Below are 24075 nucleotides of genomic sequence, written 5' to 3'. Positions count from 1 at the left end.
TCCGGCAGCGGAACCTGCCCCGTGCCGGGGGTGAGGGAGGCCCTGACGAGGAACGGAGCGTTCCGGACCGCGAACCGAGGCGGTCTTCGGAAGGTCGGCCGCCGTTGGACCGGGGGATCCCTTCGCCGAGTGCGTCGAAGGTATGGACGAATCCGCCGTCGTCCCCGCTGACCGTCATGAGGTGCTCACCGGTCGAGCCGTACACGAAGACGCTCGGCCGGCCGTGGACGGGGGGACGCGCTCCCAGGGACGCGGCGTCGGCCGCCGCACGGCCCGCGTGCCATCCGTCCGCGCTGGAGGGGCCGCGCACCCGCGAGTAGGTCGGCTCCCCGAACGCCTCGGCCACGGCCGCCTCCACCTCGCGCTCGCGGGCGGCGAACACCGGAACCAGGTCCGTCCCGGTTCCGGCCGCGGCGTCCCGCCCAGCGGTGCGGACCGACTCCACCAGGCGCCTGGCCAGAGTCTCGGGGGCCTTGGGCCTTCCGTGCCTTGTGCCACTTGTGAACGGCTTGTTCGGTCGCACCGAGCCCGGGAGCGACCTCGGTCTGGGACAGGCTGCCTTGTTCGAACGGCGCGGTCGCAGCCAAGCGGTGTTTCTCGTCCTCGCCAGGGGTGCGTGGAGAATGGGAGGAAAACTCTACGGCCAGCGATTCTCCCACTTCTCGACCGGGTCGACCTGCGTATTGAAGACCAGTGGGGACCAAGAGCGCGAAGGCGCCAGCAGCACGGGGAATGTCGATCTGAGCCCGATCGAACTCGCCAGCGGCCACCACCTGGTGGGCGTGCCCTTTCTGGAGGACGCCGTCTCGCCGTCGGAGGGCAGCGGCGAGATCGATCCGGTGAGCCGCCCGGCCCTGCCGGACCTCTGACCACACCGGCGTTCTTTCCGCTCCCCTTGTGCGTCACCGGAGGAGTCATGGTGTTGGAGTTCGGTGGAGGGCTCGCGCACCACCACGGCGAAACGGCCGCCCGGCCTCGGCGTCGTTCACCGAAACAACAGATAACTGCTTCCTCACCGGCATCAACAGTACTCACAATACATTCCTCCCGGGGATTGCGGGGAGCCTTCCGGGGTAGCACTCACGCGTAAATCAAAGATTGATTTATGTTCGTTTTTTGTACCGTACCGAAAAGGCACCTATGCGCCCGCGAAACGGGACGCTTCCGGACCCCTGGTCTCGGTTCCGTGTCCCGGCCACGCCGAAGGGTGGACCCGCCCTCCGTGCCCTCCCATGCACGTGGGGATGCGTCGAATCCGCGCGGGTGGATGTGGACCACGAGGAAGGGAGTGAGCGGAAATGGACGAGACGGGTGTGGACACGCCTTGGTACGAGAGGGGCGTGCTGACCGGCAGGGCCGCGCTGGTGGTCTCGGGCAGCCGGGGGATCGGGCTGTCGGTGGCGTACGCGCTCTCCGCCCGGGGTGCCGACGTCGCGATCACCGGTAGGAACGAGGACTCGCTCGATGAGGCCTGTGAGCGGATCCGGGAGAGGACGGGCGGCAGGGTGATCGGGCTGCGGGCCCACAGCCGCAAGGAGCAGGAGCGGGAGGCGGCGGTGGAAGGAGTGCTGGACCACTTCTCACGCCTGGACATGCTGGTCTACAACACCGCCATCAACCCGACGGGTCAGACGCCGGCCGTGGAACTGGACCCGGACATGGTCGGCCACATGTTCGAGACCAACGTCCTCGGGGCCCTGAGCTACGTTGAGCTGGCGTGGGAGCGCTGGATGAGGGAGAACGGCGGTTCCGTCGTGGTGGTCTCGACCATAGCGGCGGCGGGGACCGCCCGGCTTCCCGCCTACTCCGCGACCAAGGCCGCGCTCAACCAGTTGACAGCCGACCTGGCCGAACAGCTCGCCCCCGGAGTGCGGGTGAACGCGGTCGCACCGGGGTTCGTCAGGACGGAGTTCGCCGACTCGATCATCCGCCTCCCCATCGAACAGGTGGAGGAGAGCTACCCCATGCAGAGGATGGGGGAGCCGCGGGACGTGGCCGAGGCGGTGGCCTTCCTCCTGTCGTCCCAGGCACCCTGGATCACCGGGGTCATGCTGCCCGTGGACGGGGGAATGTCCGTGCGTCCGGTCCAGCACAACGTTTCGCACCCCGGCCCGGAGGAGCAGATCCACTGACGTGGTGCCTCAGAAGGCACCACGGTCGGGCTCTCCGGGCCACGCAGGATGAGAGTGGGGCCTGGAATGCAGAAATCCGACTCCGGAGAACGCGGGACACACCAGCCTCCCGGCGCTGTGTCATATGGTCAGCGCCGGTTCTGCGTGTCAAGGAAGCCCGTCTCGCACTCTTGCGTGCCGGCACGTTCGCGCCGGTCGCGGACCAGAGGATCGACCACTCTGCCCACATGTTCCGTAGCAGCTTCCTCCAAGCGCACCCTGCTGCGGAGAGCGGCGTTGACGAGTCCGGATGTGCTGTCCGCACGCCTGAGCCCTGTCGGGCCGAATCTGCTCGCCGACGCGCTCGTCGGTAAAGAGCTGTGTGAAGGCGTCCTTGCGCAGGTGGTGATTTCTGGGTCGCTTCGTTGGTCTCCCCGCGGAGCGTGGTCGTGTACTCCCCGTAGGTCTTGTGTTCCGCCGGTCGCAGCCGTAGGTCCGCAGGGGTAGCCGGCCAAGCAGTCACGGACACGGCACGGTCCGGGGTGCTCTTCGGGCCGAGGACGGCAAAGCGCGGTTCAGGGAGTCGATGACCCCTCTTCGGGTGGGCGGGAGATGAGTTCGCCTCCTCCGCGGCTCTGCTCGGCGGGGAGGACACGGCGTTCCCGGGCCGGGAGCCGCGCCGGGCGTCCCGGACGCTCCTCCGGCCGGACGAACATTTGATGCGCGGGGGCCGGGGCCCGCTGCGGGCCCCGGCCGGTCCGGGCCGCCCTACTCGGTCTCACCGTGCGGGGAGCCAGGAGTACCGGGCTCTCCGGTGTCGTCGGCCGTGCCGGTGGCGCTGTTGGCCAGCCACGTGTCCCAGGAGCGCTGCCAGTAGCCCCATCCGTTGTCGACTTCGAGTTCGCGGTCGGTTCCGGTGACGATCAGCGGGTCGCCCATGTAGGAGTTCTCGTAGAACCACCGGGCGTCGGCGGTGGCCAGGTTGGGGCAGCCGTGGCTGAGGTTGGCCTCGCCGAGCCGGTCGTTCCACGGGGCGGCGTGGGTGAACTCGCCGCTGTCGGAGAAGCGGACGGCGTACTGGACCTCGAGCTTGTAGCCCTCGGGGCTGTCGACCGGGACGCCCACGGTGGAGGAGTCCATGACCAGGTCCTCGTACTTCTCCATGGTGAGGTGGACGCCGCTGGTGGTGGTGTACCTCTCGACGTCGGCCTTGCCGATGCTGGTGGGGAAGTCCTTGACCTGCTGTCCGTCGCGCTCGACGGTCATGCGGTGGGTGTCTTCGTCGATGGTGCTGATCTGGGACCGGCCGACGGTGAAGTCGAGCTGGTGGTTCTCGATGCCGTAGACGCCGTCGCTCGCCTGGACGCCGGCCAGGCGCAGGTTCACGGTGACGTTCTGGTGGGGCCGCCAGTACTCCTGGGGACGGAAGACCGCCGTCTGGTCGCCGAACCAGTTCCAGGCCCCCTGTGCCGGTTCCTCGGAGATCACCTCCATCGCCGACTCCACGCGCGCCTTGTTCTGCACGGGCAGGTCGAACTCGACGATGACGGGCATGCCCACGCCGACGGTCTGGCCGCTGGTGGGGAAGTTCGACCGCAGTTCCAGGCGCCGGCCCTCGGTGGCGGCGAGTGTGGAGAAGGCGCTGGTGACCTCGGTGCTCTCTCCGTCGGCGGTCTCGGCGGTGGCGGTCACCGTGACGTCGGCGCCGGGGGTCAGCGTCCAGTCGCTGGTCCACTCGGTCCTGTCGTCGTTGAGGGAACCGGTCATCTCGTCGGCACCGGAACCCTCCTGTCCGGCCGTCGCGACCCGCACGTCGGTGAGGGTGCCTCCTTCGGCCTCGACGGTGATCGGCAGGTCGGGCCGGACGTCGGCCGCGCCGTCCTCGGGGGAGATCCGGACGGTGAGCGGGTTGGCGGTGTTCTGCGGCTCCTCGCCGCCCGAGGTCTCGGTTTCGGGGGTCGAGCACGCGGTCGCACCCAGTACACCGAGGGTGAGCAGGCCGAGTGCGAGGCGTCTGTTCGGGGTGGGAGGGGTGGTTCCCGTCATCGTGGTCTCTCCGTCTGGGGTTTCGGGATCGCTGTTACGCGAGAACAGGGAATGCCCGGAAGGAAGCCGGGGGTGGGAAGGGGTGGTGGCCGAGGCCGTGGACGTCGACGTGTCCGGTACGGACAGGAGGCCGCGGTGCGGCGGCTCCGCGCGGAGAACAGGCCGGGGGTTCGGGAGAGCCGGTCAGATCCGCTGGACGCAGAGGGAGAAGAGCAGCCGCGTCCCGCTCCAGGGAACGGCGACGGCGGTCGAGGGCCGCCACGGGATCGTACGTGGAAGGGGCGCTCTCAGCAGGGCCGTGCCGGTACCGAGACCCAGCAGCACGGCCTCCGCGGCCGCGGAGGTGCGCTGGTCGGCGCCGGCACTCTGATCCGCCTGACACAGATGGTGCCCTTCGGCGGAGCCGCCGGAGACGGGAGAGCCGACCACCGCCGACGCCGATCCGGCAACGGCGGTGCTCCCGTCGGTCTCCGCCGCGGCGACGGTGTCCACAGCGCCGGCGGCGCAGAGGAAGTGGGCGACGAACAGCAGCGACAGCAGCACGGACCACGGTCCGGGTCGCCACCGTCGCCTCGGGATCATCGCCAACACGGCACAAACCCTACCTAAGGAGCTCGGCGACGAACGTTGCGAGGACGCACCGCTGTGCCATCTCCGCGCCTCGGCGCGGGCCGCACGGCGGAGGCCGACGGGGCCACGGTCCTACCGCCGGTCTCGCGGTGGTCCTCCTTATCCCGTATCCGTCGCACGTCTCGGCGGAGCCGCCGCTACAGTTCCTTGCATGGACGGGCACACCCGCACACGGCGACAGCGCACCCTCGCGGTGCCGCTGGTCTTCCTGGTGGTCATGTGCTTCCTGTGCGCCCTGTGCCACAGCGCCGCACCGCAGGCCGCGGCTTCCTCCCTCGCGGCGGTCGACTGCCCGGAGCAGACACAGGAGTCTCCCGCGGCCTCGGCCGGGATCCCCGTGCAAGGCCTCACGCACCCGTGCGAGGCGGCTGAGGGGCACGGGCTGCCCGCCGCCTCACCCCTGTTCCTCGTCGCCCTCGGCGCCGCCCTCACCCTCGCGCTGTCGTCGGCCCCACGGCCCGGCCCGGTACCGCGCCCCCTCCACCGAAGCCCGGCAGCCCCCCACGGCTACGGGCTGCTGACGCTGCTCTGCGTCCAACGGGTCTAGAACACGGTCATCCGCCGCCTCCGCACCTCGTGCGGGGCCGGCCCGCGCCCGCCCAACGGGCGCGGCCACTTCTCCACGACCGTTCTCGGGCGCCCTCCCGTGCGCCCCACACCCCAGGACATCCACATGAGCAAGAACCTCGGCATCACCCTCGGCCTGATCCTGGTCGCCGTCATCGGCATGGGCCTCCTCATCGCCATCGACGACCGCGACAGCGCCACCAGCGCCCCGGCCGCCCCGGGCGGCCCCGCCGGCCAGGACCCCACGACCGCACCCGTCGCACCCGCTGAACTGCTGGTACGCGAGAACAGCCGTTACCTCGACCAGGTGGAGGAGTCCCCGGTGACGGTCGTGGAGTTCCTCGACTTCGAATGCGAGGCCTGCCGCGCCCAGTTCCCCGTCATGGAGCAGATCCGCGAGGACTACGACGGCCGGATCAACATGGTCATCCGCTACTTCCCCCTGCCCGGACACACCAACTCCGAGCCCGCCGCCGCGGCGGTGGAGGCCGCCGCCCAGCAGGGCGCGCTGGAGGAGATGTACGTCCGGATGTACGAGACCCAGGCCGAGTGGGGCGAGTCCCAGGAGTCCCAGGCCGAGGTGTTCGTGGGCTTCGCCGAGGACCTGGGCCTGGACATGGCCGAGTTCGTCCGGACCATGGAGTCCCCCGAAACCCTGGAGCGGGTGAGGTCCGACTTCGAGGACGGCGTCGCCCTCGGCGTCCAGGGCACCCCGACCATCTTCGTCAACGGACGCCCGACCCCGAGCATGCCCACCTACGAGGTGCTCTCGGCGAGGATCGACGCGGAGCTGGAGGGATGAGCGCCCCCACCACGGCGAGCGAAGGAGGGCCCCCGCCGCCCGGGGCCGGGGTCGCCGTCATCAGTCGTGCCCTGCCGTGGCTGCTCGCCCTGGGCGGCGCCGTCGGGCTCCTCGCGGCGGCGGCCCTGCTGGTCGAGAAGATCAGGGTGCTGGCCGACCCCGGGCACGTACCCGCGTGCAGTGTCAACCCGGTGCTGTCCTGCGGCACCGTCATGGCCACCCCGCAGGCCGAGGTGTTCGGGATCCCGAACCCGGTCGTCGGCGTCGCCTGCTTCGCCGTGGTCGCCACCGTCGGCGCCGCGCTCCTGGCGGGCGCCCGGTTCCGGCGCTGGTTCTGGATCGGCCTCCAGGCGGGCGTGCTGTTCGGGGTCGTCCTCGTGCACTGGCTGATCTTCCAGAGCCTGTACCGTATCGGCGCGCTGTGCCCGTACTGCGTGGTCGTGTGGGCGGTGACGATCCCGCTCTTCTGGTACGTCACCCTGCACAACGTGCGCTCGGCACACCTGCCCACGCCTTCCCGGCTGCGCCGTCCCGTGGATCTGCTGGCCCGCAGCCACACCGTCGTTCTCACCCTGTGGGGACTGGCGATCACCGGCTTGGTCGGCCAGGCGTTCTGGACCTACTGGTCCACCCTTCTGTAGTGCTTCGGGCTCCCGACCGCCCGGTGCACCGTGCCGGCGCGGAGACCCCCGCGAAGCCGTGGGCGCGAGGGCGTCCCCGCCCCAGCCTCCTGGAGGATGGGGCGGGGACGCCGTGCCCGGCCACGAAGGTGGTGGGCTCCACCCGCACCGGGTAGGTGCGGCGCCGGGCGTCCGCCGAACCCGTAACGGGTCGTCCGGCTCGCCGGCACCGGCCCAACCGCGGTAGGCGGCCCCACCTCCCCGAACAGTGGGCGGGGCCGCACCGCCGGGTCAGCGGCCGTGGACGGGGGGACGCGCTCCCAGGGACGCGGCGTCGGCCGCCGCACGGCCCGCGTGCCAGCCGTCCGCGCTGGAGGGGCCGCGCACCCGCGAGTAGGTCAGTTCCCCGAACGCCTCGGCCACGGCCGCCTCCACCTCGCGCTCGCGGGCGGCGAACACCGGAACCAGGTCCGTCCCGGTCTCGGCCGCGGCGTCCCGCTCAGCGGTGCGGGCCGACTCCACCAGGCGCTCGCCCACCCGTACCGCGAACGCGGACACGAACGACTCCCGGAAGGCACGGCCCGCCGCCCTGCCGGACCGGTCCCGCTCCGCGCCGCTGGCCCGCATCGCCGTCTCGGCCTGCACCAGCAGCGAGGTGAACATCAGGTCCACCGCCTCCACGTCCCCGGGGAAGCCCATCACCGTGCACAGCCCCAGTTCCTGGTGCCACACGGCCCGGCAGTGGTTGGCCTCGGCGACCTCGTGCAGGAGCACCGCCTTGTGCTCGTCGTAGGGCGCGTCCACCGGAAGCCGCCGCCCCGCCGCGGCCTCCGACGCCTGCCCGGGCTCCTCGGCCAGCAGCGCCCGGTCGATGCTGTGCCGGGCCATCAGCTCCTGCGCGCGTGCGCTCAGGGCCTCCGCCTCCCGGGGGAACTCCGTCGACTCGGCCTTGGCCAGCAGCGCGCGCACCCGGGCCAGCTTGGTCTGGTCCACCGACGCGTGCGCCGCACGCGGTGCGCCCTCCAGGCCCGGCCGGAAAGCTCCCGGAGGCGGGCACAGGCGGCGCATCGGCGGCAGCACGCGCAGCGCGGCCAGCAGCCGCAGCGCCGTCTCCACCGCCTCGAAGCGCAGCAGCCCGTGCTCGGCGCCCACATGCGCCAGGTACCCCTCGGCCCCGCCCCAGGAGGCCGAGACCCCCATTTCGCGCACCTGCGCGCTCCACCGGGGATCCACCTCGGCGGGGGAGTGGCGGGCCAGGTCGGCCGTCACCGCGTCCGCGCACACCGACGCCGCCACCGGGCCGAGCACCCGGCCCGCCTGGCGCACGGTCTCGGCGGGCTGCCATCCGCGCGTCCACGCCGAGGCGACCGCCTCCAGCAGGGCGTCGAGGACCGCGCGGCCCGCCGCGTCGGCCCACACGGGGTCCTCGGTGTCGGCCAGCCGTGCCGCGGCCAGGTCCACGCCCCCACCGTCGCGGCCGAGCACCAGCGCGTCGACCGCTCCGGACACCACCTCGGCGGGGGAGTCCCCGGCCGACGGACCGGCCCAGGCATCGGTGGCGCCCCCGGCGGCCCGGCCGCCGGTGCGCCGCCGTCCGCGACCCTTCCTGCCCACGTGGTTCTCCGTTCGGGTGGTGATGGAGCCAACGGGCCATCCTATCGGCCGCCGCACCGCCGCCCCGCCGCCGTGCGCCGCGTGGAACGTCACCGGTGCGGTGGCGACGCCGCCATCGGGCGTCGTGACGGGTACTTCCGCATTGGCCGCTCGTGGTGTCCGGTGACTGGTGCGGAAAGGTGCAGCTTTCCTCCTGGAAGTCACACGGAAACACGCGGAGCGTACCGTCGCCTCGCATCCGCAGCCACTGAGGAGTCTTCATGCGCCAGGAAACCGCGGCCGACGACCGGGGCGGCACCCCGCCCGGAGGGGCGGGCGCCGACCGCTGTCCCCGCGGCGGGGGCGCGGCCCTGCCCCTCCACGTAGGCGTCGGCGCCGACATGCCCTGGTCCCGGCTGCGCGAGCGCCACGGCGGCCTGGTCGCGGTCGAGATCAGCCCCGGCGTGTCCGGCTGGCTCCTGCTCGGCTACAAGGAGAACCTCCAGGTACTGCGCGACCAGACCCGCTTCTCCGCCGATCCGCGTCCGTGGAGCCCGGGCGGCGCCGCTCCGGCCCGCAGCGGCGCCCTCGCCCACGACGGTGAGGAGCACCGGCGACTGCGCACGGCCATCGTCGACACCCTGGCCAGGGTGGGCACGCCCCAGCTGGTCCCGGTCGTCGAACGCGCGGCCGTGCACCTGCTCGACCGGGTCGCCGCGGACGGATCCGCCGACCTCATCGGCCGGTTCGCCGCCCCGCTGCCCGCCCTCGTCCTCAACGAGCTCTTCGGTCTGCCCGACGCCTACGGCCACCTGCTGGCCGACCTCACCCTGCGGCTGTGGAGCGGCGGACCGGACCGGGCCGAGCACGCGGCCCCGGCGATTCGCTCGTATTTCAGGGGCCTCGTCGCCCGCAAGCGCGCCGACCCCGGGGAGGACGTCGCCAGCTGGCTGCTCGCCCACCCGAACGGGCTCACCGACGACGAGGCGGTGGAGGCGCTGTCACTGCTGTGGGAGACCGGACACGAGCCCACCACCCACCTCATCGGCAACGCCCTGCTCAGGCTCCTGGAGGATCCGAACGTGTGGACCGCCTACCTGGGCGGCACCCTCACCCCGGAGGACCTCGTCGACTACGTCATGTGGACCGAGCCCCCGATCCGGATGCTCGCCGGACGCTACTCCACCACGGACGTCCGCTTCGCCGGGGCCCGCATCCGCCGGGGCGATCCGCTGCTGCTCGGCTTCGCCGCCGCGCACACCGATCCCTCCGTGTCCCGAGGCGGAGACGACGCGATGGCGCTGGCGGGCAACCGCTCCCACCTGTCGTGGGGGGCGGGAGCCCACCGCTGCCCCGCCACCGGTTTCGCCCGGGAACTGGTACGCACCGCCATCGACACCGCCGTGGACCGGCTGCGCGGCATGCTTTTGGCCGTCGGGCCCGAGGACCTGCGCCGGCGCGCGTCGCTGACCGTGCACGGGCTGGTGGAGCTGCCGGTGTGGTTCACCGCCACCGGTGAGCGTGCCGAGCCGGCCGAGCCACGGGAGGAGCGCGCCGAGGCGCCGGTGCGCCGACGGATCCGCAGGAAGCGCGGGCCCGCACCGCGCGGGGCCCGCTACCAGGCGCCCCTGGCCCGGGGCGGTACGGAGGAGGAACAGGCCGCCGTCGAGTCCGTGCCCGCCCCGGCGGTCCGGCCCCGCCGCCGTTCGCCGCAGGGCGTCGGAGCCCGGTACCAGGCTCCGTTCGCGAGGGAGGAGGTCAGACCGGACTCCCTGGAGAAGCTGTTGGCCACCTGGCGCTCGCGGGAGTGAGGGGCGGGCGGGGCGTGTCCGGTGGGTGCCGTCCGCCGCGGATGGCGTGTGCGTCCGCCGAACGCGCCCCGAGGCCGGGCGAGGCGGTAGGGGTCAACGGGTCTCCCACTCCTGGGGCGGCGCCTCGGTGCGCGCCCACTCGTGCAGGCCCTCCAGGAAGACCCGGCAGAGGTGGACGGTCTCGACCGCCCTGTCGTGCTCGTCCCCGTGTTCCCTCCCGATGCCGTGGTCAGCCCCGGGGGAGCCGTCGAGGCGGGCCGTGAGCATCCGGTCGACCGTGTCCACCGCCCGCCGGTCGTCCTCGGTCGGCCGCGGATCGGCGAGCCGGCGGGCGACGTGTTTTCCGAAGTAGGTGCCGGCGATCGTCCTCTGTAGACGGACCAGAGCCCGGCACAGCGACTCGGCCGACGCGCGCAGCGCGGGATCGCGTCCGCTCGCCACGAGGGCGGCCACCGATATCTCGGCGAGGCGGCGCAGCGCGGGCTCGGGGTCGTACTCGTCGCGGCGCGACCGGTAGGTGAAGGCCACCAGCGGGTACCGGTGCACCATCTCGTCGATCTCGCGCAGGCTCTCCGTCCAGCTCCGGCAGTGTGCACGGGTCTCGCCGACACCGTCCCGGGCCAGGTACTCGGCGAACACGGTGACGCCGCCCAGGCCGCGCACGTCGTCGTGGACAGCCAGTGTGAACCGGTTGCGCTTGCTCACACCGCTGGTGACCTGGATGGCGTAGGTGGCCATGCCCGTGAACAGGGCGAAGCCGACCGCCGCGCCGAACAGCGAGACCAGTTGGCCCTCGGTCGAGACCGGGGTGATGTCGCCGTAGCCCAGGACCGGGACGGTGCCGCCCGCGAAGTACAGGGCGTCGAGGAAGGTGACGGGGGCGAGGCCGGGCTGGAGCTTGAAGTCCTCCTCCATCGTCGGCCACACGGCCACCGCCAGGCCCAGGGTGAGCAGCACGATCCAGACGACGAAGGTCGCCAGCAGGATCACCGGCCCCGCCAGGCTGAGCATCCGCCTCGCGGCACGGGGCAGCCGGGCGCTCGCGAACGCCGCCGTGCGCCACACCACCTTGCGGATCGACCCGGCCAACAGCCCCTCCGCGTCCGGATGGAGCACGGTGGCGGCGGCGTCGCAGACGACCAGTACGGCGAACAGCAGTCCGAGAACCGAGACGAAGACCATGCGGAGCGCCTACCCAGTCGACCGGGACCGAGACTCCGCGTATCCGGTGCTTCCCGTGACACCGGGCGTGCGGGAAGGGCCCGGACCGCGCGAGGAGGCGCCGACCGACGTGCCCGCGGGCGCGTCGGTCGGCGCCTCGGGGCCGCTATGCCCCGTCGGGGTCCACCACGACCAGTTCGGGGTGGAAGCTCCCGGGGTCCTCCAGCAGGGGCTGGTCGCCGCCGCGCAGGTGGTGGTCGAAGAACGCCACGCTGTAGGTGCGCACCAGGTCCAGGCCGTGCTCCACCGGCAGGTCGCCGAACTGGGCGCGCCACTGCTCGGGCGAGAGCATGCCGGTCAGACCGAGCTGCTCCATCAGCACGCCCCGGTCGATGCCGTTCGAGTGCCCGGAGCCCTCGAGCCTGACCCACTGCCGCCACCCCTCCAGGCGCGGCCACATCTCCTCGACACCGTTCCAGGCGTTGCCCTGGTCGTTCTCGATCAGGGCCAGCGGCTTGTCCAACCCCTCGTCCAGCACGGGCGGGTAGTAGGGCCCGTCCAGGTTGATCCCGGCGTCCACCCGCTCCACGGAGCGCAGCGTCTCGGCGGTGGCCGAGCCTCCCCAGGAGTGGCCGGCCATCCCGACCCGCGAGGCGTCGATCACGTGCGACCACCGCCAGGCCGGGTCCGGGCCGGTGAGCCGGTCCAGGAGGAAGGAGACGTCCTCGGCGCGGTTGACCGCTCCCAGTGCCCAGTCCCCGTTCTCGCACGCGGCGCACCCGGTGACCAACCCGTCGGGGAACTCCACCGGCGCGGCCTCGTGGGCGTGGTCCACACCCGCCACCACGAAGCCGTGGCTGGCCAGTTCCTCCGCCAGGGAGGACAGCTCGGTCCGGTTCAGGCCCGCGCCGGGGGAGAGCACGACCAGCGGGAAACCCCCACTGGTACGCGCGGGTGGCATGTTCAGACGGGAGTTCGTGCGCACTCCGTCGTGCAGGACGCCGTCGGGCAGGTCCAGGCCGAGTTCGGCGACCATGGCCGCGGACTCGGCCTCGGTCATGTACGGCGCGGTCCGTCCCGCGTCCACGCGCGCCGGATACCACAGGGTCACCATCAGCTCGCGGGAGCCGCCCACCCACACGTCCTCGCGGTCCCCGTCCACCAGGTGGAGGTCGGTGGTACCGACCGGGTGGTCTCCGGTGGGTGCGGGCAGGAAGGCCCGGGGCGCGTCGGCGGGGGCGGACCCGGCCGACGCCGAGGCGGGTGCCGCCAGGGAGACGGGCAGCACCAGGGCCGCGGCCGCCACGAGCGTGGTGGCGGTCCGGAGCGGGTGGCCGGGGACGGTCCGGGGAGGCCGGGGAGAGGCGGCGCGGCGTTCTTCGCGTCCTGGATGGGGCATGTGAGTCCTGTCGTTCGGTGCCGTGGGGACACCGGCAACGCTAGGAACTCCGAGGCGGCCCCGCCATCGGGACGTCCACCCACTCGCCCGGGGGGCGTGCCGGAGGGCCGGGGTGGGGCCGGCCCCACCCCGGCCGCCTCCACCAGCGGGTTCAGCCGCCGGACTCCACCAGCAGCACCTCCAGGGTGCGCGGGCCGTGCACGCCCTCCACCCGGTCCAGTTCGATGTCGCTGGTCGCCGAGGGGCCGCTGATCCAGGTCAGCGGGCGCGACGGGTCCAGCAGCCGCACCGCCTGGGGCACCCCGTCCACCACCTGGTCGGCGCGCACCACGCACAGGTGGTAGTCGGGCACCAGGGTGATCGCCCTGCGCCCCTGGTCGGGGCCGCCGTCCAGGACGATCGTGCCGGTCTCGGCCACGGCCACCGCGCACCCCGTGACCACGCCGTCCACCCCGTCCAGGCCGCTGACCGGTACCGGCTCCTCGCGCGAGTCGCACAGCAGCTCGACGGAGGACTCGGCGAACCACTCCCGCGGGATCCCCGCGGGGACCGCCACCCGGGCCGCGCCCCGGCGCTCCAACGCCGCGGCCACCTCGGCGGCCACCCGGTCGGCGCCCACCCGGCGCACCAGCGCCCGGTAGTCGTGCAGGCGGTCCTCCAGCACCTCCAGCGTGGGACCCGCCCCGTGGCTGTCGGCGAAGCCCTCCCCGAGCGCCCGCTCCACGGGCTCGTCGGCGGGCACGTCGGCCAGGGCCCTCCTGACCCGGGCCAGGATCTGCTCACGGCTGCTCATCCGCGCTCCCTCCCACGCTTGTCCCACCACTGCCGGAAGGACTCGGCCGGTACGTCGGGCACGTCCCTGGTGTCGGTCCAGGCCCCCGCCGTCCCGGGCAGGTGGCGCGGGACCGCGCCCCGTCCCAGCCCGGCCGCGCGCTGCACCGCGTCCAGCGCGCGCGGGGAGGACAGCACCGCCTCGGCCCCCGCCATCATCGCCTTCTCGCCCAGGTGTCCGGGGGACTCCGCGACCTCCTCGCGCAGGTGCACCAGCACCTCGGGGATGTCGATGGCCACCGGGCACACCTCGTAGCAGGCCCCGCACAGCGACGACGCGTACGGCAGGGCCTCGTCCACCTCCGAGGACATCCCGCGCAGCTGCGGGGTGAGGATCGCGCCGATCGGGCCCGGGTAGACCGACCCGTAGGCGTGCCCGCCGGTGCGCTCGTAGACCGGGCAGGTGTTCAGGCACGCCGAACAGCGGATACAGCGCAGCGCCTGGCGGCCCACGGTGTCGGCCAGCACGTCGGTGCGGCCGTTGTCCAGCAGCACCAGGTGGAACTCCTGGGGGCCGTCGCCCGGCGTCACCCCGGTCCAGGTGGAGGTGTAGGGGTTCATCCGCTCGCCGGTGGAGGAGCGCGGCAGGAGCTGCATGAACACCTCCAGGTCCGACCAGGTCGGCACGATCTTCTCGATGCCGACCACGGAGATCAGGGTCTGGGGCAGGGTCAGGCACATGCGCCCGTTGCCCTCCGACTCCAGCACCACCAGCGTGCCGGAGTCGGCCACCGCGAAGTTGGCGCCCGAGATCGCCGTGCGGGTGCGCAGGAAGCGCTCGCGCAGGTGCACGCGGGCCGCCTCGGCCAGTGCCCTGGGGTCGTCGGTCAGCCCCTCCGGCGCGGGCACGCCCCACTCGGCCATCTGCTCCAGGAAGATCTCCCGGATCTGGGCGCGGCCCAGGTGGATGGCGGGGACCAGGATGTGCGAGGGCAGGTCATCGCCCAGCTGCACGATCAGCTCGGCCAGGTCGGTCTCGTAGGCGGTGATCCCGGCTTCGGCGAGCGCCTCGTTGAGCTCGATCTCCTGGGTGGCCATCGACTTGACCTTGACCACGTCGGTCTCGCCCGTGGCCTTCACCAGGCGGGTGACGATCTCGTTGGCCTCGGCGGCGTCGGCCGCCCAGTGCACCTGCCCGCCCGCGCGCTGGACGGACTCCTCCAACTGCTCCAGGTAGCGGTCCAGGTGGCGCAGGGTGTGCTCCTTGACCGCCGCGCCCTCGGCGCGCAGGCGCTGCCAGTCGTCGTGCAGCTCACCGACGACGGAGGCGCGTTTGTCGCGGATGGTGTGGGTGGCCTTGCGCAGGTTGTGCCGCAGCCGGGAGTCGTTGACGGCCTTCTCCGCGGCCTCGGGGAAGGGCGGAATGCCCAGGAACGTGGCGCTCATCGGACGGCGCCCTCCTTCTTGACAGTGTTTCTTTGGGCCTCCGCTGCGCTTCGGCCCTCCCGTCGCCCGCCATCGCCCGTCGGGGGCGCTTCGCGCCGGGGTGGGCTTCCGCCCTCAACGGACGCCTGCGGCGCGGTGCTTTCCGTGTTCGGGCGCCCGGAGAACGGGAGCCTTCGGTGCCTCCGGCGTGTTCGCCCGTTCCTCACGAACCCGCCTCCGACCCCTCCAGGGCCCCGTGGGCGCCCTCCCTCTCGGTACTGGCCAGGATCTCGGCCAGGTGCACCACCCGCATGCCCGACCGCTGCCGGGACAGGGTGCCGCCGATGTGCATCAGGCACGAGTTGTCGACCGCGCACAGCACCTCGGCTCCGGTCTCCACGGCGTGGCGGGCCTTGTCCGCGCCCATGGCCGAGGACACGTCGCCGTTCTTGACCGCGAACGTGCCGCCGAACCCGCAGCACTCGGTGTCCCCGGGCAGGTCCACCAGCTCCAGGCCGCGCACGGCGCGCAGCAGCCGGTAGGGGCGGTCGCCCAGGCCGAGCATGCGCAGCCCGTGGCAGGTGGGGTGGTAGGTGACCTTGTGCGGGTAGTAGGCGCCCACGTCGGTCACGCCGAGCACGTCCACCAGGAACTCGGTGAGGTCGTACACGCGCGGGGCGAGTTCGGCCACCTTGCGGGACAGGCGGCTGCCGCGGCCGCCCAGGCGCGGGTAGTTGTCGCGGACCATGGCCGCGCAGGAGGCGGAGGGGACCACGACGGCGTCGGCGCCCTCGAAGGTCCTGACGAAGCGCACCGCCATACGGCCGGCCGGGCGGCGGTAGCCGGTGTTGTAGTGCATCTGCCCGCAGCAGGTCTGGCCCTCGGGGAAGACCACCTCGTGGCCCAGCCGCTCCAGGAGGCGCACCACGGCCCGCCCGGTGTCGGGGAAGAGTGTGTCGTTGACACAGGTGATGAACAGTGCGACCCGCATGTGCCTCCTTCGTGGCCCGCCGGGTGGCGCCCGGGGGCCGGTCCGCCGCCGGTGCGGCCGCTCCCTCGCGCGTCGCCCCGGTGAAATCGCTCGCCACGAGCGTGTAGTGGTCGGACCACTTTTGCACGAAAGAGGACTTCCGGGCAAGAACAGGGGGTGTATGGGGTAGTACAGGGACGCTGGCCGAGGATTGGTATGATCTCTTTCGGGCTGGAGGAAGGACCCGGACGGAACCGCGCGACACCTTCGGCCCGCGACCGACACACGGACTGGAGAGACACGTGAGCGACCCCGACGGCGAGCGCACCCCCGTCCCCCAGCGTGCCGTCGACCGGATCAAGGCGATGATCGCCTCCGGGCAGGTCGGTCCGGGGGAGCGCCTGCCCACCGAGCGCGACCTGTCCGCCCAGCTCGGGGTCTCCCGCAGCTCCATGCGCGAGGCCATCCGCGCCCTGACCACGCTCGGCGTCCTGGAGTCCCGCCACGGCGCGGGCGTCTACGTCACCGCGCTGCGTCCGGCCGACCTGCTGGAGACCTTCTCCGTGCTGGCCGAGGTCTCCCAGGGGCGGACCCTGCTGGAGGTCCTCCAGGTGCGCCGCATGCTCGAACCCGCCGCCACCGCCCTGGCCGCCGCGCGCGCAAGCGACGAGGACCTCGACCGCGTCGGGGCCCTGCTGGAGCGGATGGAGGGCGGTCCCGGCACCGTCTGCACCGACACCGCCACCGCCGACCTCGGCTTCCACCAGACCATCGTGGCCAGCACCGGCAACGCCACCCTGGCCGCGATCCACGACGGCCTGTCCTCGCACACCTTCAACGCCCGTGTGTGGGCGGGCCACCGTGAGGCCGGGCTCACCGCCAAGCTCCGCGAGGACCACCAGCGCATCCACGAGGCCCTCGTGGCGCGCGACCCGGACGCCGCCCGGGCCGCCGCGACGGTGCACGTCCTGCGCGTGGAGCGCTGGCTCGGCGCCGACCTGGCCGACGCGCAGGGCTGACCGGTCGGAAAGTCCGCGTCCGGGCCTGTGGAGAACCGCGTGGCGGGCGGCTTTCGTGGCAGTCTGTGTGTGAGCGGGACCGCGCGGGAAAGCGGTGTGCGTACGGGCGCACAACGCCGCCCGTGCCCGGGCCCCGGCCCTCGGGCACACACCCGCGCCGGGCCGCACACGGACCACCACGAACGACGAGGAGTCGCCGGATGTCTGCCAGTACACCACTCCCTCGCGCTGAGGACACCGGAGAAAGGGCCCACGCGGCCATCCCCCTGGACCAGCGGGAGGAGTGGACCGCGCTGCGCGAGCACCGCGAGCGGTGGGGCTCCACCCACCTGCGCGACCTGTTCGCCGACGACCCCGACCGTGCCGGGCGGTACACGCTCGACGTCGGCGACCTCCACGTCGACTACTCCAGGAACCTCGTCACCGACGAGACCCTGCGCCTGCTCGGCGCCCTGGCCTCGGCCACCCGCGTCGCGGAGCTGCGCGACGCCATGCTCGGCGGTGAGCACGTCAACCTCACCGAGGACCGGGCCGTGCTGCACACCGCCCTGCGCGCGCCGCGGGGCGAGGTCGTGCGCGCCGACGGACACGACGTCGTCCCCGAGGTGCAGCGGGTCCTGGACCGGATGGCCGACTTCGCCGACCGGGTGCGTGCCCGCGAGTGGCTCGGCCACACCGGCCGGCCGGTGCACAGGATCGTCAACATCGGCATCGGCGGCTCCGACCTGGGCCCCGCCATGGCCTACGAGGCGCTGCGGCCCCACACCGACCGCGGGCTGGAGTTCCGGTTCGTCTCCAACGTGGACGGCACGGACCTGCACGAGGCGCTCGTGGACGCCGATCCGGCCACGACGCTGTTCGTGGTCGCCTCCAAGACCTTCACCACCATCGAGACCATCACCAACGCGACCGCGGCCCGCTCCTGGCTGCTGGACGGCCTGGGCGTGAAGGACGGCGACGACGGCGCCATCGCCAAGCACTTCGTCGCGGTGTCCACCAACGGCGAGGAGGTCGCCGGGTTCGGGATCGACACCCGGAACATGTTCGAGTTCTGGGACTGGGTGGGCGGACGCTACTCCTACGACTCGGCCATCGGACTGTCCCTGATGGTGGCCGTGGGCCCCGAGCGGTTCCGTGAGATGCTCGCCGGCTTCCACCTGATGGACACCCACTTCGCGACGGCCCCCGTAGAGCGCAACCTGCCGTTCCTGCTGGGCCTGCTCGGCGTCTGGTACGGCAACTTCATGGGCGCCGAGAGCCACGCGGTACTGCCCTACAGCCAGAACATGGAGAAGTTCCCCGCCTACCTCCAGCAGCTCGACATGGAGTCCAACGGCAAGTCGGTGCAGCGCGACGGCCGACCCGTCAACTGGCAGACCGGGCCGGTGGTGTGGGGGACCCCGGGGACCAACGGCCAGCACGCCTACTTCCAACTGCTGCACCAGGGCACCCGGTTCGTGCCCGCCGACCTCATCGGCTTCGCCAACCCGGCCCCCGACCTGCCCGAGAGGCTGGTGCCCCAGCACGACCTGCTCATGGCCAACCTGTTCGCCCAGGGGCAGGCGCTGGCCTTCGGCAGGAGCGCGGAGGAGGTCGCCGCGGAGGGCGTGGCGGCCGACCTGGTCCCGCACCGCACCTTCGAGGGCAACCGCCCCACGACCACCATCCTCGCCGACCGGCTCAGCCCGTCGGTGCTCGGCCAGTTGGTCGCCCTCTACGAGCACAAGGTGTTCGTGCAGGGCGCGGTGTGGAACATCAACTCCTTCGACCAGTGGGGCGTGCAGCTGGGCAAGGTCCTGGCCAAGCGGGTCGAGCCCGCCCTCACCGAGGGCGCCGACGTGCCCGGCCTGGACGCCTCCACCGCGTCGCTGGTGCGGCGGTACCGGTCCATGCGCGGCCGCTGACCGCGGCCGGGCGGCCCCCACCGGCCTGAGTACCCGCCGGTGGGGGACCCGGTCCACCCGCGGGCGGGCCGCCTCGGGAGCATGGCGGGCCCGGGCGGCCACCGGTCGCGGCGGTGCCGCCGCGGTCCGGGGCGGGCCCGGATCGGGCGAGTACCGGCGAGCGCACCCGCTCGGGCGCCCGTCCAGGAGCGCGGCGCTCACGGGCCGCCCCCGCCGATCCTGGCGGACCAGCGGGTCGGGACGCGCGGGAAAACTCCTTGCACGCTGTGAGCGGGCCCGGATAGCGTGGCCTCCAACATGCGTAACTGACATCGAGACCGACGATCCGCCGAGCGCGCGGGGCTCGCCCACCATCGGGCTGGAGCCGTACCCCCGCTCGGCGTGTACCCGAGTTCGAAAGATCCGTGGTGCGGTCTCGATGTCGACGACTCCCGTCGTCCACCGGACCGACCGCGACCGCGTGTGTCCGGGCGCATCGAGGCCCACCCCAGACGAAGGGTGGTCCCACTCCATGACTCTTCACGGCACGACGCCGCCGTCCCCGAGCGGTTCCCCGCTGCTGCGCGCCCGCGACCTGGCCAAGGCCTACGGGGCGCACGTGGTGTTCGACGGGGTCAGCGTGGATGTCGCCCCCGGTCAGCGGCTCGGCCTGGTGGGGGAGAACGGCGCCGGCAAGTCCACCCTCCTGCGGCTGTTCGCCGGACGGGAGGAACCCGACGCCGGAAGCGTGGAACGCCCCGACGACACCGGGTTCCTGTACCAGGAGCTGCCCCACCCACCGGAGACGACCATGGCCGAGGTGGTCGACGAGGCCCTCGAACCGGCCCGCGAGGTGGAGCGGCGGCTGAACGCCGGTGCGGCGGCGCTGGACGGTTCGCCCGAGGACGGCCGGGTCCTGCGGGAGTACTCCGAGGCGCTGACCGAGGCCGAGCGCCTGGAGGTGTGGGACGCCGAGCGCAGGGCCGAACTGGTGGTGGCGGGCCTGGGCCTGGACGGGATCGCCCCGGACCGGCCGGTGGGGCGGATGTCGGGCGGCCAGCGCGGGCGTCTGGGCCTGGCGGCCCTGCTGATCCGTCGACCGCGCGCCCTGCTGCTGGACGAGCCGACCAACCACCTGGACGACCAGGCGCTGGAGTTCCTGGAGGGATACCTGCGGGACCTGCCGGACCTCGTGGTGCTGGCCAGCCACGACCGGGTGTTCCTGGACGCGGTGTGCACCGGCCTGGTCGACCTGGACCCGGCCGTGGACGGGCCCGTGTACTACGGCGGCGCCTACTCCTTCTACCTGCGGGAGAAGCAGGTGGAGCGGGAGCGCTGGGAGCAGCGCTACCACCGCGAGCAGGACACCCTCAGGGGGCTGCGCGAGTCGGTGCGCTCCACCGCACGGCAGGTGTCGCACAACGCCCCGCGCAGGGACAACGAGAAGATGGGACACGACTACCGGGGAGGGCGCGTCGAGAAGCAGGTCTCGCGCCGGGTGCGCGACGCCCGGGGCAGGCTGGAGGAACTGGAGCGCGACCAGGTGCGCAGGCCGCCCCGGCCGCTGGAGTTCACCGCCCCGCTCACCCGCGATCCGGGCTCGGCCGACGGCAACGCCATCGCGCTGCGGGACCTGGTGGTGCCGGGCCGGTTGCGCCTGGACCACCTGGACGTGCCCTCGGACGGGCGCCTGCTGGTCACCGGGCCCAACGGGGCGGGCAAGTCCACGCTGCTGTACGCCCTGGGACACCGGCTGCGGCCGGAGTCGGGCCAGGTGCTGTGGCGGCGCGGGGTGTCGGTGGCCCTGCTGGAGCAGGACGTGGCCTTCACCGATCCCGAGCGCACCCCGCGCGCACTCTACGAGGCGCTCAACGGCACCCGGGACGACGCGCCGCGCCTGACCGACCTGGGCCTGGTCGCGCCACGCGACCTGGACCGGCCCGTGGGCGCGCTGAGCGTGGGACAGCGGCGCCGGCTGGCTCTGGCGATGCTGGTGGGGCACGCCCCGGACGTGCTGCTGCTGGACGAGCCGACCAACCACCTGTCCCTGGCGCTGGCCGAGGAGTTGGAGGAGGCGCTGGGCAGGGCACCGGGCGCGGTGGTGGTGGCCTCGCACGACCGGTGGCTGCGCCGCAACTGGGCCTGGTCGGAGCTGCGGCTGGCCGACGGCGCGGTCACCGAGCGCCGGGATCCCGCGCTGTCGTAGGGACCCGTCCCGATCCGGACGGCGGTGCCGGGCCCGTTCGGCACCGCCGGAGCGTCCGGTCCCACCCGGGGCGACCGGCGCGGACGCTGGAAACCCCGGTGCGACTTGTGCACACTCTGCGTAGCAGTTCCGACGCACAAGGTGAGGTCATGGGTTGTGGGCTGTTGGTGCGGGAGGTGATTCACGTGTACACGAGCGCACAGGAGTGCCTCTGGGTCCTGCTGTGCTTGGGCGGTGTGTGCTGCTGCTCCCGGGTGGCCTGCCGGAGAGGAAACAGGGAAGTGCGCTGGTTCTTCGGACACACGCCTGTGGTTTTCGCTACCGCCGTATCGAACACAGCGACGCACGGCCGTGATCGGGAGGTGGGGGTACAGGTGTCGCAGGTCAGCAAAGCGCGGTTGCGGTCGATCCAGGCCCCGTTCCTTGTCCCCGCGCCGACCGGGGTCACCGTGCGCGATCGGCTTCAAGGTCTCACCGCCCAGGATGAGGCGGTGCTGCACGTGGTGGGTTCTCATCTGGGGTCGTTGGTTTCGGCGGACCTGGCGGCCCGGTGCGCTGAGGGGACCGATCACGGCAAGGACTCCTGGGCCGCCCGTAAACGGGAGCTGACCCCCGCCTCGTCCTCGCGGTGGGCCGGGGCGATCACCAGGGCGTCGAACGAGCAGTGGGCGCTGGCCCGGCGCGGCCACCTCGCCCACCTGCACCGCCTCCAGGCGGGTGTCGACACGCTGTGGCACCGGCTGTCCCAACCCCTGGGGGCCCAGGGGACCCGGCACGTGCCGGGTGGGTACCGCACGCGACAGGAGTGGCACGCCAAGTCCCGGCGCCTGCACGCGCTCCAGTCCCGGCACGCGGCGGCGGTCGCCGACTGGGAGACGGGGCGGGTGCGGGTGGTGCGTGGCGGCGAACGACTGGCCCGCACTCGCCACCACCTGGGCGAGGCCCACCTGACCCAGACCCAGTGGCGGCAGCGGTGGGAGGCCGCGCGCTCCTTCCTCCAAGCTGAGGGGGAAGCGGGCAAGCGGTATGGCGACGAAACGATCCGCATCACCCCCGGCGGTGAGGTGTCGATCAAATTGCCCACCCCGTTGGCCGAGTACGCCAACGCCCCCCATGGCCGGTATGTGCTCTCCTGCCGGGTGGCCTTCGCCCACCGCGGCACCGAGTGGGCGGATCGGGTGGAGGCCGACCGGGCGGTGGCCTACCGCCTGCACCACGACACCGACCGGGATCGGTGGTATGTGACCGCGTCCTGGATCCACCAGACGGTCCGGCAGGTGCCGTGGGAGGCCGCGCTGGCCCACGGGGTCATCGGTGTCGATGCCAACGCCGACCACCTGGCCGCCTGGCGCCTGGACACCCACGGCAACCCCGTCGGTGACCCCCGCCGGTTTGACTACGTGTTGTCGGGGGCCGCGTCCCACCGGGACGCGCAGGTACGCCACGCCCTGACCGGTTTGTTGCGTTGGGCCACCGGGTGCGGGGTGGCGGCGATCGCGGTGGAGGACCTGGACTTTACGGCGGAGAAGACCCGGGAGAGGCACGGGCGCCGCAAGGGATTCCGCCGGTTGATCTCCGGTTTTCCCACCGCCCGGCTGCGGGCCCGCTTGGTGTCGATGGCCCACGCGGTGGGGGTGGCGGTCATCGCCGTGGACCCTGCTTATACGTCGAGGTGGGGTGCTGCGCACTGGAAGAAGCCACTCACCAGTAAGCACAGGAAGGTGTCCCGGCACGATGCGGCGAGCATCGCGGTCGGGCGACGCGCTCAGGGGTATCCGGTTCGGCGACGGGCGGTACCGCCCCCACACCACCGGAGTGATGGTGTGGGGCCTCGGACCATCCAGGCCGGACCAGGTATCTCGGGGCGTGAGGAACTCCGCCGCCCCGCCACGGAGCGTGCACACGATGCACACCGCCGGGCGGAGGGAACGCGAACGCGGAGAACCAGCGCGTCCAACACCGTTCGGAACGCGCCAGTGACACAGGTGTGGGTCCAGGACTCACTCCTGGACACTGTTTAGGAATGGTGGGGCGTACATGACCGCGCCGATGGACGCGCCCGAGTCGTCCCAGCACGCCGACCCCGAGGCGGCGGCCAGGGGATCGGGCGCCGCGAACCGGTCCCTGGGCCAGATCGCCTGGCAGCGGTTCCGCAGGGACCGGATCGGCATGGCGGGGGGAGTCGTCGTCCTCCTGCTCATCCTGGTCGCGCTCCTCGCCCCGCTGCTCGCCTCCTGGTTCGGCTCCCCGCCCAACCAGTTCCACCAGGACCTGATCGAACCGCTCACCGGCGGCGTCCTGCGCGACCCCGACGACCCCGCCGAGGGAATCGACCCCTGGGGCGGCATCAGCACCGAGCACCTGCTCGGCCTGGAACCCGTCAACGGCCGCGACCTGTTCAGCCGTATCGTCTACGGCGCCCGCACCTCGCTCCTGGTCGCCACGGTCGCCACCCTGGTGTGCGTCGTCATCGGCACCGTCCTCGGGATCGTCGCCGGCTACTTCGGCGGCTGGGTCGACGTGGCCATCAGCCGGGCCATGGACATCTTCCTGGCCTTCCCGCTGCTGCTGTTCGCCATCGCCCTGGTGGGCGTCGTCCCCGACGGGGCCTTCGGCCTGACCGGCAACGGCCTGCGCATCGGCGTGCTGGTCTTCATCATCGGGTTCTTCAACTGGCCCTACATCGGCCGCATCGTGCGCGGGCAGACCCTCACGCTCAAGGAGCGCGAGTTCGTGGAGGCCGCCCACAGCCTCGGCGCGGGCAGTGCCCACATCGTCTTCCGCGAGATCCTGCCCAACCTCCTCACGCCGATCCTGGTCTACTCCACCCTGCTCATCCCCACGAACATCCTGTTCGAGGCGGCCCTGAGCTTCCTGGGGGTGGGCATCAACCCGCCCATGGCCACCTGGGGCGGCATGCTGGACAACGCCCTGCGCTTCTACACCACCTCCCCGCACTTCGTGATCATCCCCGGACTGGCCATCTTCGTGACCGTCCTGGCCTTCAACCTCTTCGGTGACGGGCTGCGCGACGCCTTCGACCCCCGCTCCTCCGACTGAC

At 72.5% G+C, this 24075-nt stretch carries 19 protein-coding genes and 1 pseudogene; 11 read left to right on the top strand and 9 right to left on the bottom strand.

What is annotated here, in order from left to right; all coding sequences use genetic code 11:
• Positions 1 to 217: 217 nt before the first annotated feature.
• Positions 218 to 460 (bottom strand): annotated as a pseudogene (locus NOSIN_RS28185) (DUF2786 domain-containing protein); the annotation flags it as partial.
• A gap of 40 nt (positions 461 to 500) precedes the next feature.
• Between NOSIN_RS28185 and NOSIN_RS10925 the strand changes: the two are divergent.
• Together NOSIN_RS10925 and NOSIN_RS10920 are read left to right on the top strand one after the other, a co-directional pair.
• A complete protein-coding gene (locus tag NOSIN_RS10925) occupies positions 501 to 869 on the top strand; it encodes a hypothetical protein (RefSeq protein ID WP_077690633.1) in 369 nt (122 codons plus the stop codon).
• Between the two features lie 429 nt (positions 870 to 1298).
• On the top strand, positions 1299 to 2132 hold the full coding sequence (locus NOSIN_RS10920) for an SDR family oxidoreductase (RefSeq protein ID WP_077690632.1): 834 nt from the start codon (positions 1299 to 1301) through the stop codon (positions 2130 to 2132).
• 747 nt (positions 2133 to 2879) lie between these two features.
• On the opposite strand, the gene NOSIN_RS10915 is transcribed toward NOSIN_RS10920, so the two are convergent.
• Entirely contained in the window at positions 2880 to 4157 is a 1278-nt protein-coding gene (locus NOSIN_RS10915; RefSeq protein ID WP_077690631.1) for a L,D-transpeptidase, read from the bottom strand.
• A 183-nt stretch (positions 4158 to 4340) separates the two neighbouring features.
• Positions 4341 to 4739 carry a hypothetical protein gene (locus NOSIN_RS10910; RefSeq protein WP_171986578.1) on the bottom strand — a complete coding sequence of 133 codons (399 nt, stop codon included), beginning with the start codon at positions 4737 to 4739 and terminating at the stop codon, positions 4341 to 4343.
• Between the two features lie 199 nt (positions 4740 to 4938).
• On the opposite strand from NOSIN_RS10910, the gene NOSIN_RS10905 reads away from it, so the two are divergent.
• The 3 genes from NOSIN_RS10905 to NOSIN_RS10895 all read left to right on the top strand — a co-directional run bounded on the left by NOSIN_RS10905 (position 4939) and on the right by NOSIN_RS10895 (position 6797).
• On the top strand, positions 4939 to 5334 hold the full coding sequence (locus NOSIN_RS10905) for a hypothetical protein (RefSeq protein WP_077690629.1): 396 nt from the start codon (positions 4939 to 4941) through the stop codon (positions 5332 to 5334).
• Positions 5335 to 5460: 126 nt separating this feature from the next.
• On the top strand, positions 5461 to 6156 hold the full coding sequence (locus NOSIN_RS10900; protein ID WP_077690628.1) for a DsbA family protein: 696 nt from the start codon (positions 5461 to 5463) through the stop codon (positions 6154 to 6156).
• Positions 6153 to 6797 carry a vitamin K epoxide reductase family protein gene (locus NOSIN_RS10895; RefSeq protein WP_077690627.1) on the top strand — a complete coding sequence of 215 codons (645 nt, stop codon included), beginning with the start codon at positions 6153 to 6155 and terminating at the stop codon, positions 6795 to 6797. The genes NOSIN_RS10900 and NOSIN_RS10895 overlap by 4 nt, the downstream gene beginning before the upstream one ends.
• 270 nt (positions 6798 to 7067) lie before the next feature.
• On the opposite strand, the gene NOSIN_RS10890 is transcribed toward NOSIN_RS10895, so the two are convergent.
• Positions 7068 to 8390 carry a DUF2786 domain-containing protein gene (locus NOSIN_RS10890; protein WP_077690626.1) on the bottom strand — a complete coding sequence of 441 codons (1323 nt, stop codon included), beginning with the start codon at positions 8388 to 8390 and terminating at the stop codon, positions 7068 to 7070.
• Positions 8391 to 8650: 260 nt separating this feature from the next.
• On the opposite strand from NOSIN_RS10890, the gene NOSIN_RS10885 reads away from it, so the two are divergent.
• Positions 8651 to 10180, top strand: a complete 1530-nt coding sequence (locus NOSIN_RS10885; RefSeq protein ID WP_077690625.1) for a cytochrome P450 family protein — start codon at positions 8651 to 8653, stop codon at positions 10178 to 10180.
• 93 nt (positions 10181 to 10273) lie between these two features.
• On the opposite strand, the gene NOSIN_RS10880 is transcribed toward NOSIN_RS10885, so the two are convergent.
• The 5 genes from NOSIN_RS10880 to NOSIN_RS10860 form a co-directional block, all read right to left on the bottom strand.
• Entirely contained in the window at positions 10274 to 11362 is a 1089-nt protein-coding gene (locus NOSIN_RS10880; RefSeq protein ID WP_077690624.1) for a potassium channel family protein, read from the bottom strand.
• Between the two features lie 145 nt (positions 11363 to 11507).
• On the bottom strand, positions 11508 to 12740 hold the full coding sequence (locus tag NOSIN_RS10875; RefSeq protein ID WP_077690623.1) for an alpha/beta hydrolase family protein: 1233 nt from the start codon (positions 12738 to 12740) through the stop codon (positions 11508 to 11510).
• 151 nt (positions 12741 to 12891) lie between these two features.
• Complete coding sequence (locus tag NOSIN_RS10870; protein WP_077690622.1) at positions 12892 to 13533, bottom strand: LutC/YkgG family protein; 642 nt, start codon at positions 13531 to 13533, stop codon at positions 12892 to 12894.
• Complete coding sequence (locus NOSIN_RS10865) at positions 13530 to 14957, bottom strand: lactate utilization protein B (RefSeq protein ID WP_077690621.1); 1428 nt, start codon at positions 14955 to 14957, stop codon at positions 13530 to 13532. Before NOSIN_RS10865 ends, NOSIN_RS10870 begins: the two co-directional genes overlap by 4 nt.
• A 202-nt stretch (positions 14958 to 15159) precedes the next feature.
• Complete coding sequence (locus NOSIN_RS10860) at positions 15160 to 15927, bottom strand: (Fe-S)-binding protein (protein WP_077690620.1); 768 nt, start codon at positions 15925 to 15927, stop codon at positions 15160 to 15162.
• A gap of 281 nt (positions 15928 to 16208) precedes the next feature.
• Between NOSIN_RS10860 and NOSIN_RS10855 the strand changes: the two genes are divergently transcribed.
• The 5 genes from NOSIN_RS10855 to NOSIN_RS10835 all read left to right on the top strand — a co-directional run bounded on the left by NOSIN_RS10855 (position 16209) and on the right by NOSIN_RS10835 (position 24074).
• Positions 16209 to 16925 (top strand): FadR/GntR family transcriptional regulator, encoded by a 717-nt coding sequence (locus tag NOSIN_RS10855; protein WP_077690619.1) that lies wholly within the window; start codon positions 16209 to 16211, stop codon positions 16923 to 16925.
• Positions 16926 to 17125: 200 nt separating this feature from the next.
• On the top strand, positions 17126 to 18829 hold the full coding sequence (pgi, locus tag NOSIN_RS10850; protein ID WP_077690618.1) for a glucose-6-phosphate isomerase: 1704 nt from the start codon (positions 17126 to 17128) through the stop codon (positions 18827 to 18829).
• Positions 18830 to 19340: 511 nt separating this feature from the next.
• Positions 19341 to 21014 (top strand): ABC-F family ATP-binding cassette domain-containing protein, encoded by a 1674-nt coding sequence (locus NOSIN_RS10845; RefSeq protein ID WP_077690617.1) that lies wholly within the window; start codon positions 19341 to 19343, stop codon positions 21012 to 21014.
• A gap of 491 nt (positions 21015 to 21505) precedes the next feature.
• Positions 21506 to 23035 (top strand): transposase, encoded by a 1530-nt coding sequence (locus NOSIN_RS10840; RefSeq protein ID WP_236743347.1) that lies wholly within the window; start codon positions 21506 to 21508, stop codon positions 23033 to 23035.
• A 16-nt stretch (positions 23036 to 23051) separates the two neighbouring features.
• Complete coding sequence (locus NOSIN_RS10835; protein WP_077690616.1) at positions 23052 to 24074, top strand: ABC transporter permease; 1023 nt, start codon at positions 23052 to 23054, stop codon at positions 24072 to 24074.
• Position 24075: the final 1 nt, after the last annotated feature.

Source organism: Nocardiopsis sinuspersici (genome assembly GCF_001998325.1).
GTDB classification, from domain to species: Bacteria; Actinomycetota; Actinomycetes; order Streptosporangiales; family Streptosporangiaceae; genus Nocardiopsis; species Nocardiopsis sinuspersici.
The sequence above is the reverse complement of the archived record's forward strand: the minus strand, read 5'-3'. Positions and strand labels throughout refer to the sequence as shown.

Bases quoted from the DNA above. Each gene is read 5' to 3' on its own strand.
- NOSIN_RS10920 (WP_077690632.1), top strand. From the start codon at position 1,299: ATGGACGAGACGGGTGTGGACACGCCTTGGTACGAGAGGGGCGTGCTG.
- NOSIN_RS10895 (WP_077690627.1), top strand. From the start codon at position 6,153: ATGAGCGCCCCCACCACGGCGAGCGAAGGAGGGCCCCCGCCGCCCGGG.
- NOSIN_RS10870 (WP_077690622.1), bottom strand. From the start codon at position 13,533: ATGAGCAGCCGTGAGCAGATCCTGGCCCGGGTCAGGAGGGCCCTGGCC.
- pgi (WP_077690618.1), top strand. From the start codon at position 17,126: ATGTCTGCCAGTACACCACTCCCTCGCGCTGAGGACACCGGAGAAAGG.
- NOSIN_RS10880 (WP_077690624.1), bottom strand. From the start codon at position 11,362: ATGGTCTTCGTCTCGGTTCTCGGACTGCTGTTCGCCGTACTGGTCGTC.
- NOSIN_RS10875 (WP_077690623.1), bottom strand. From the start codon at position 12,740: ATGCCCCATCCAGGACGCGAAGAACGCCGCGCCGCCTCTCCCCGGCCT.
- NOSIN_RS10865 (WP_077690621.1), bottom strand. From the start codon at position 14,957: ATGAGCGCCACGTTCCTGGGCATTCCGCCCTTCCCCGAGGCCGCGGAG.
- NOSIN_RS10900 (WP_077690628.1), top strand. From the start codon at position 5,461: ATGAGCAAGAACCTCGGCATCACCCTCGGCCTGATCCTGGTCGCCGTC.
- NOSIN_RS10845 (WP_077690617.1), top strand. From the start codon at position 19,341: ATGACTCTTCACGGCACGACGCCGCCGTCCCCGAGCGGTTCCCCGCTG.
- NOSIN_RS10835 (WP_077690616.1), top strand. From the start codon at position 23,052: ATGACCGCGCCGATGGACGCGCCCGAGTCGTCCCAGCACGCCGACCCC.
- NOSIN_RS10910 (WP_171986578.1), bottom strand. From the start codon at position 4,739: ATGATCCCGAGGCGACGGTGGCGACCCGGACCGTGGTCCGTGCTGCTG.
- NOSIN_RS10860 (WP_077690620.1), bottom strand. From the start codon at position 15,927: ATGCGGGTCGCACTGTTCATCACCTGTGTCAACGACACACTCTTCCCC.
- NOSIN_RS10885 (WP_077690625.1), top strand. From the start codon at position 8,651: ATGCGCCAGGAAACCGCGGCCGACGACCGGGGCGGCACCCCGCCCGGA.
- NOSIN_RS10905 (WP_077690629.1), top strand. From the start codon at position 4,939: ATGGACGGGCACACCCGCACACGGCGACAGCGCACCCTCGCGGTGCCG.
- NOSIN_RS10915 (WP_077690631.1), bottom strand. From the start codon at position 4,157: ATGACGGGAACCACCCCTCCCACCCCGAACAGACGCCTCGCACTCGGC.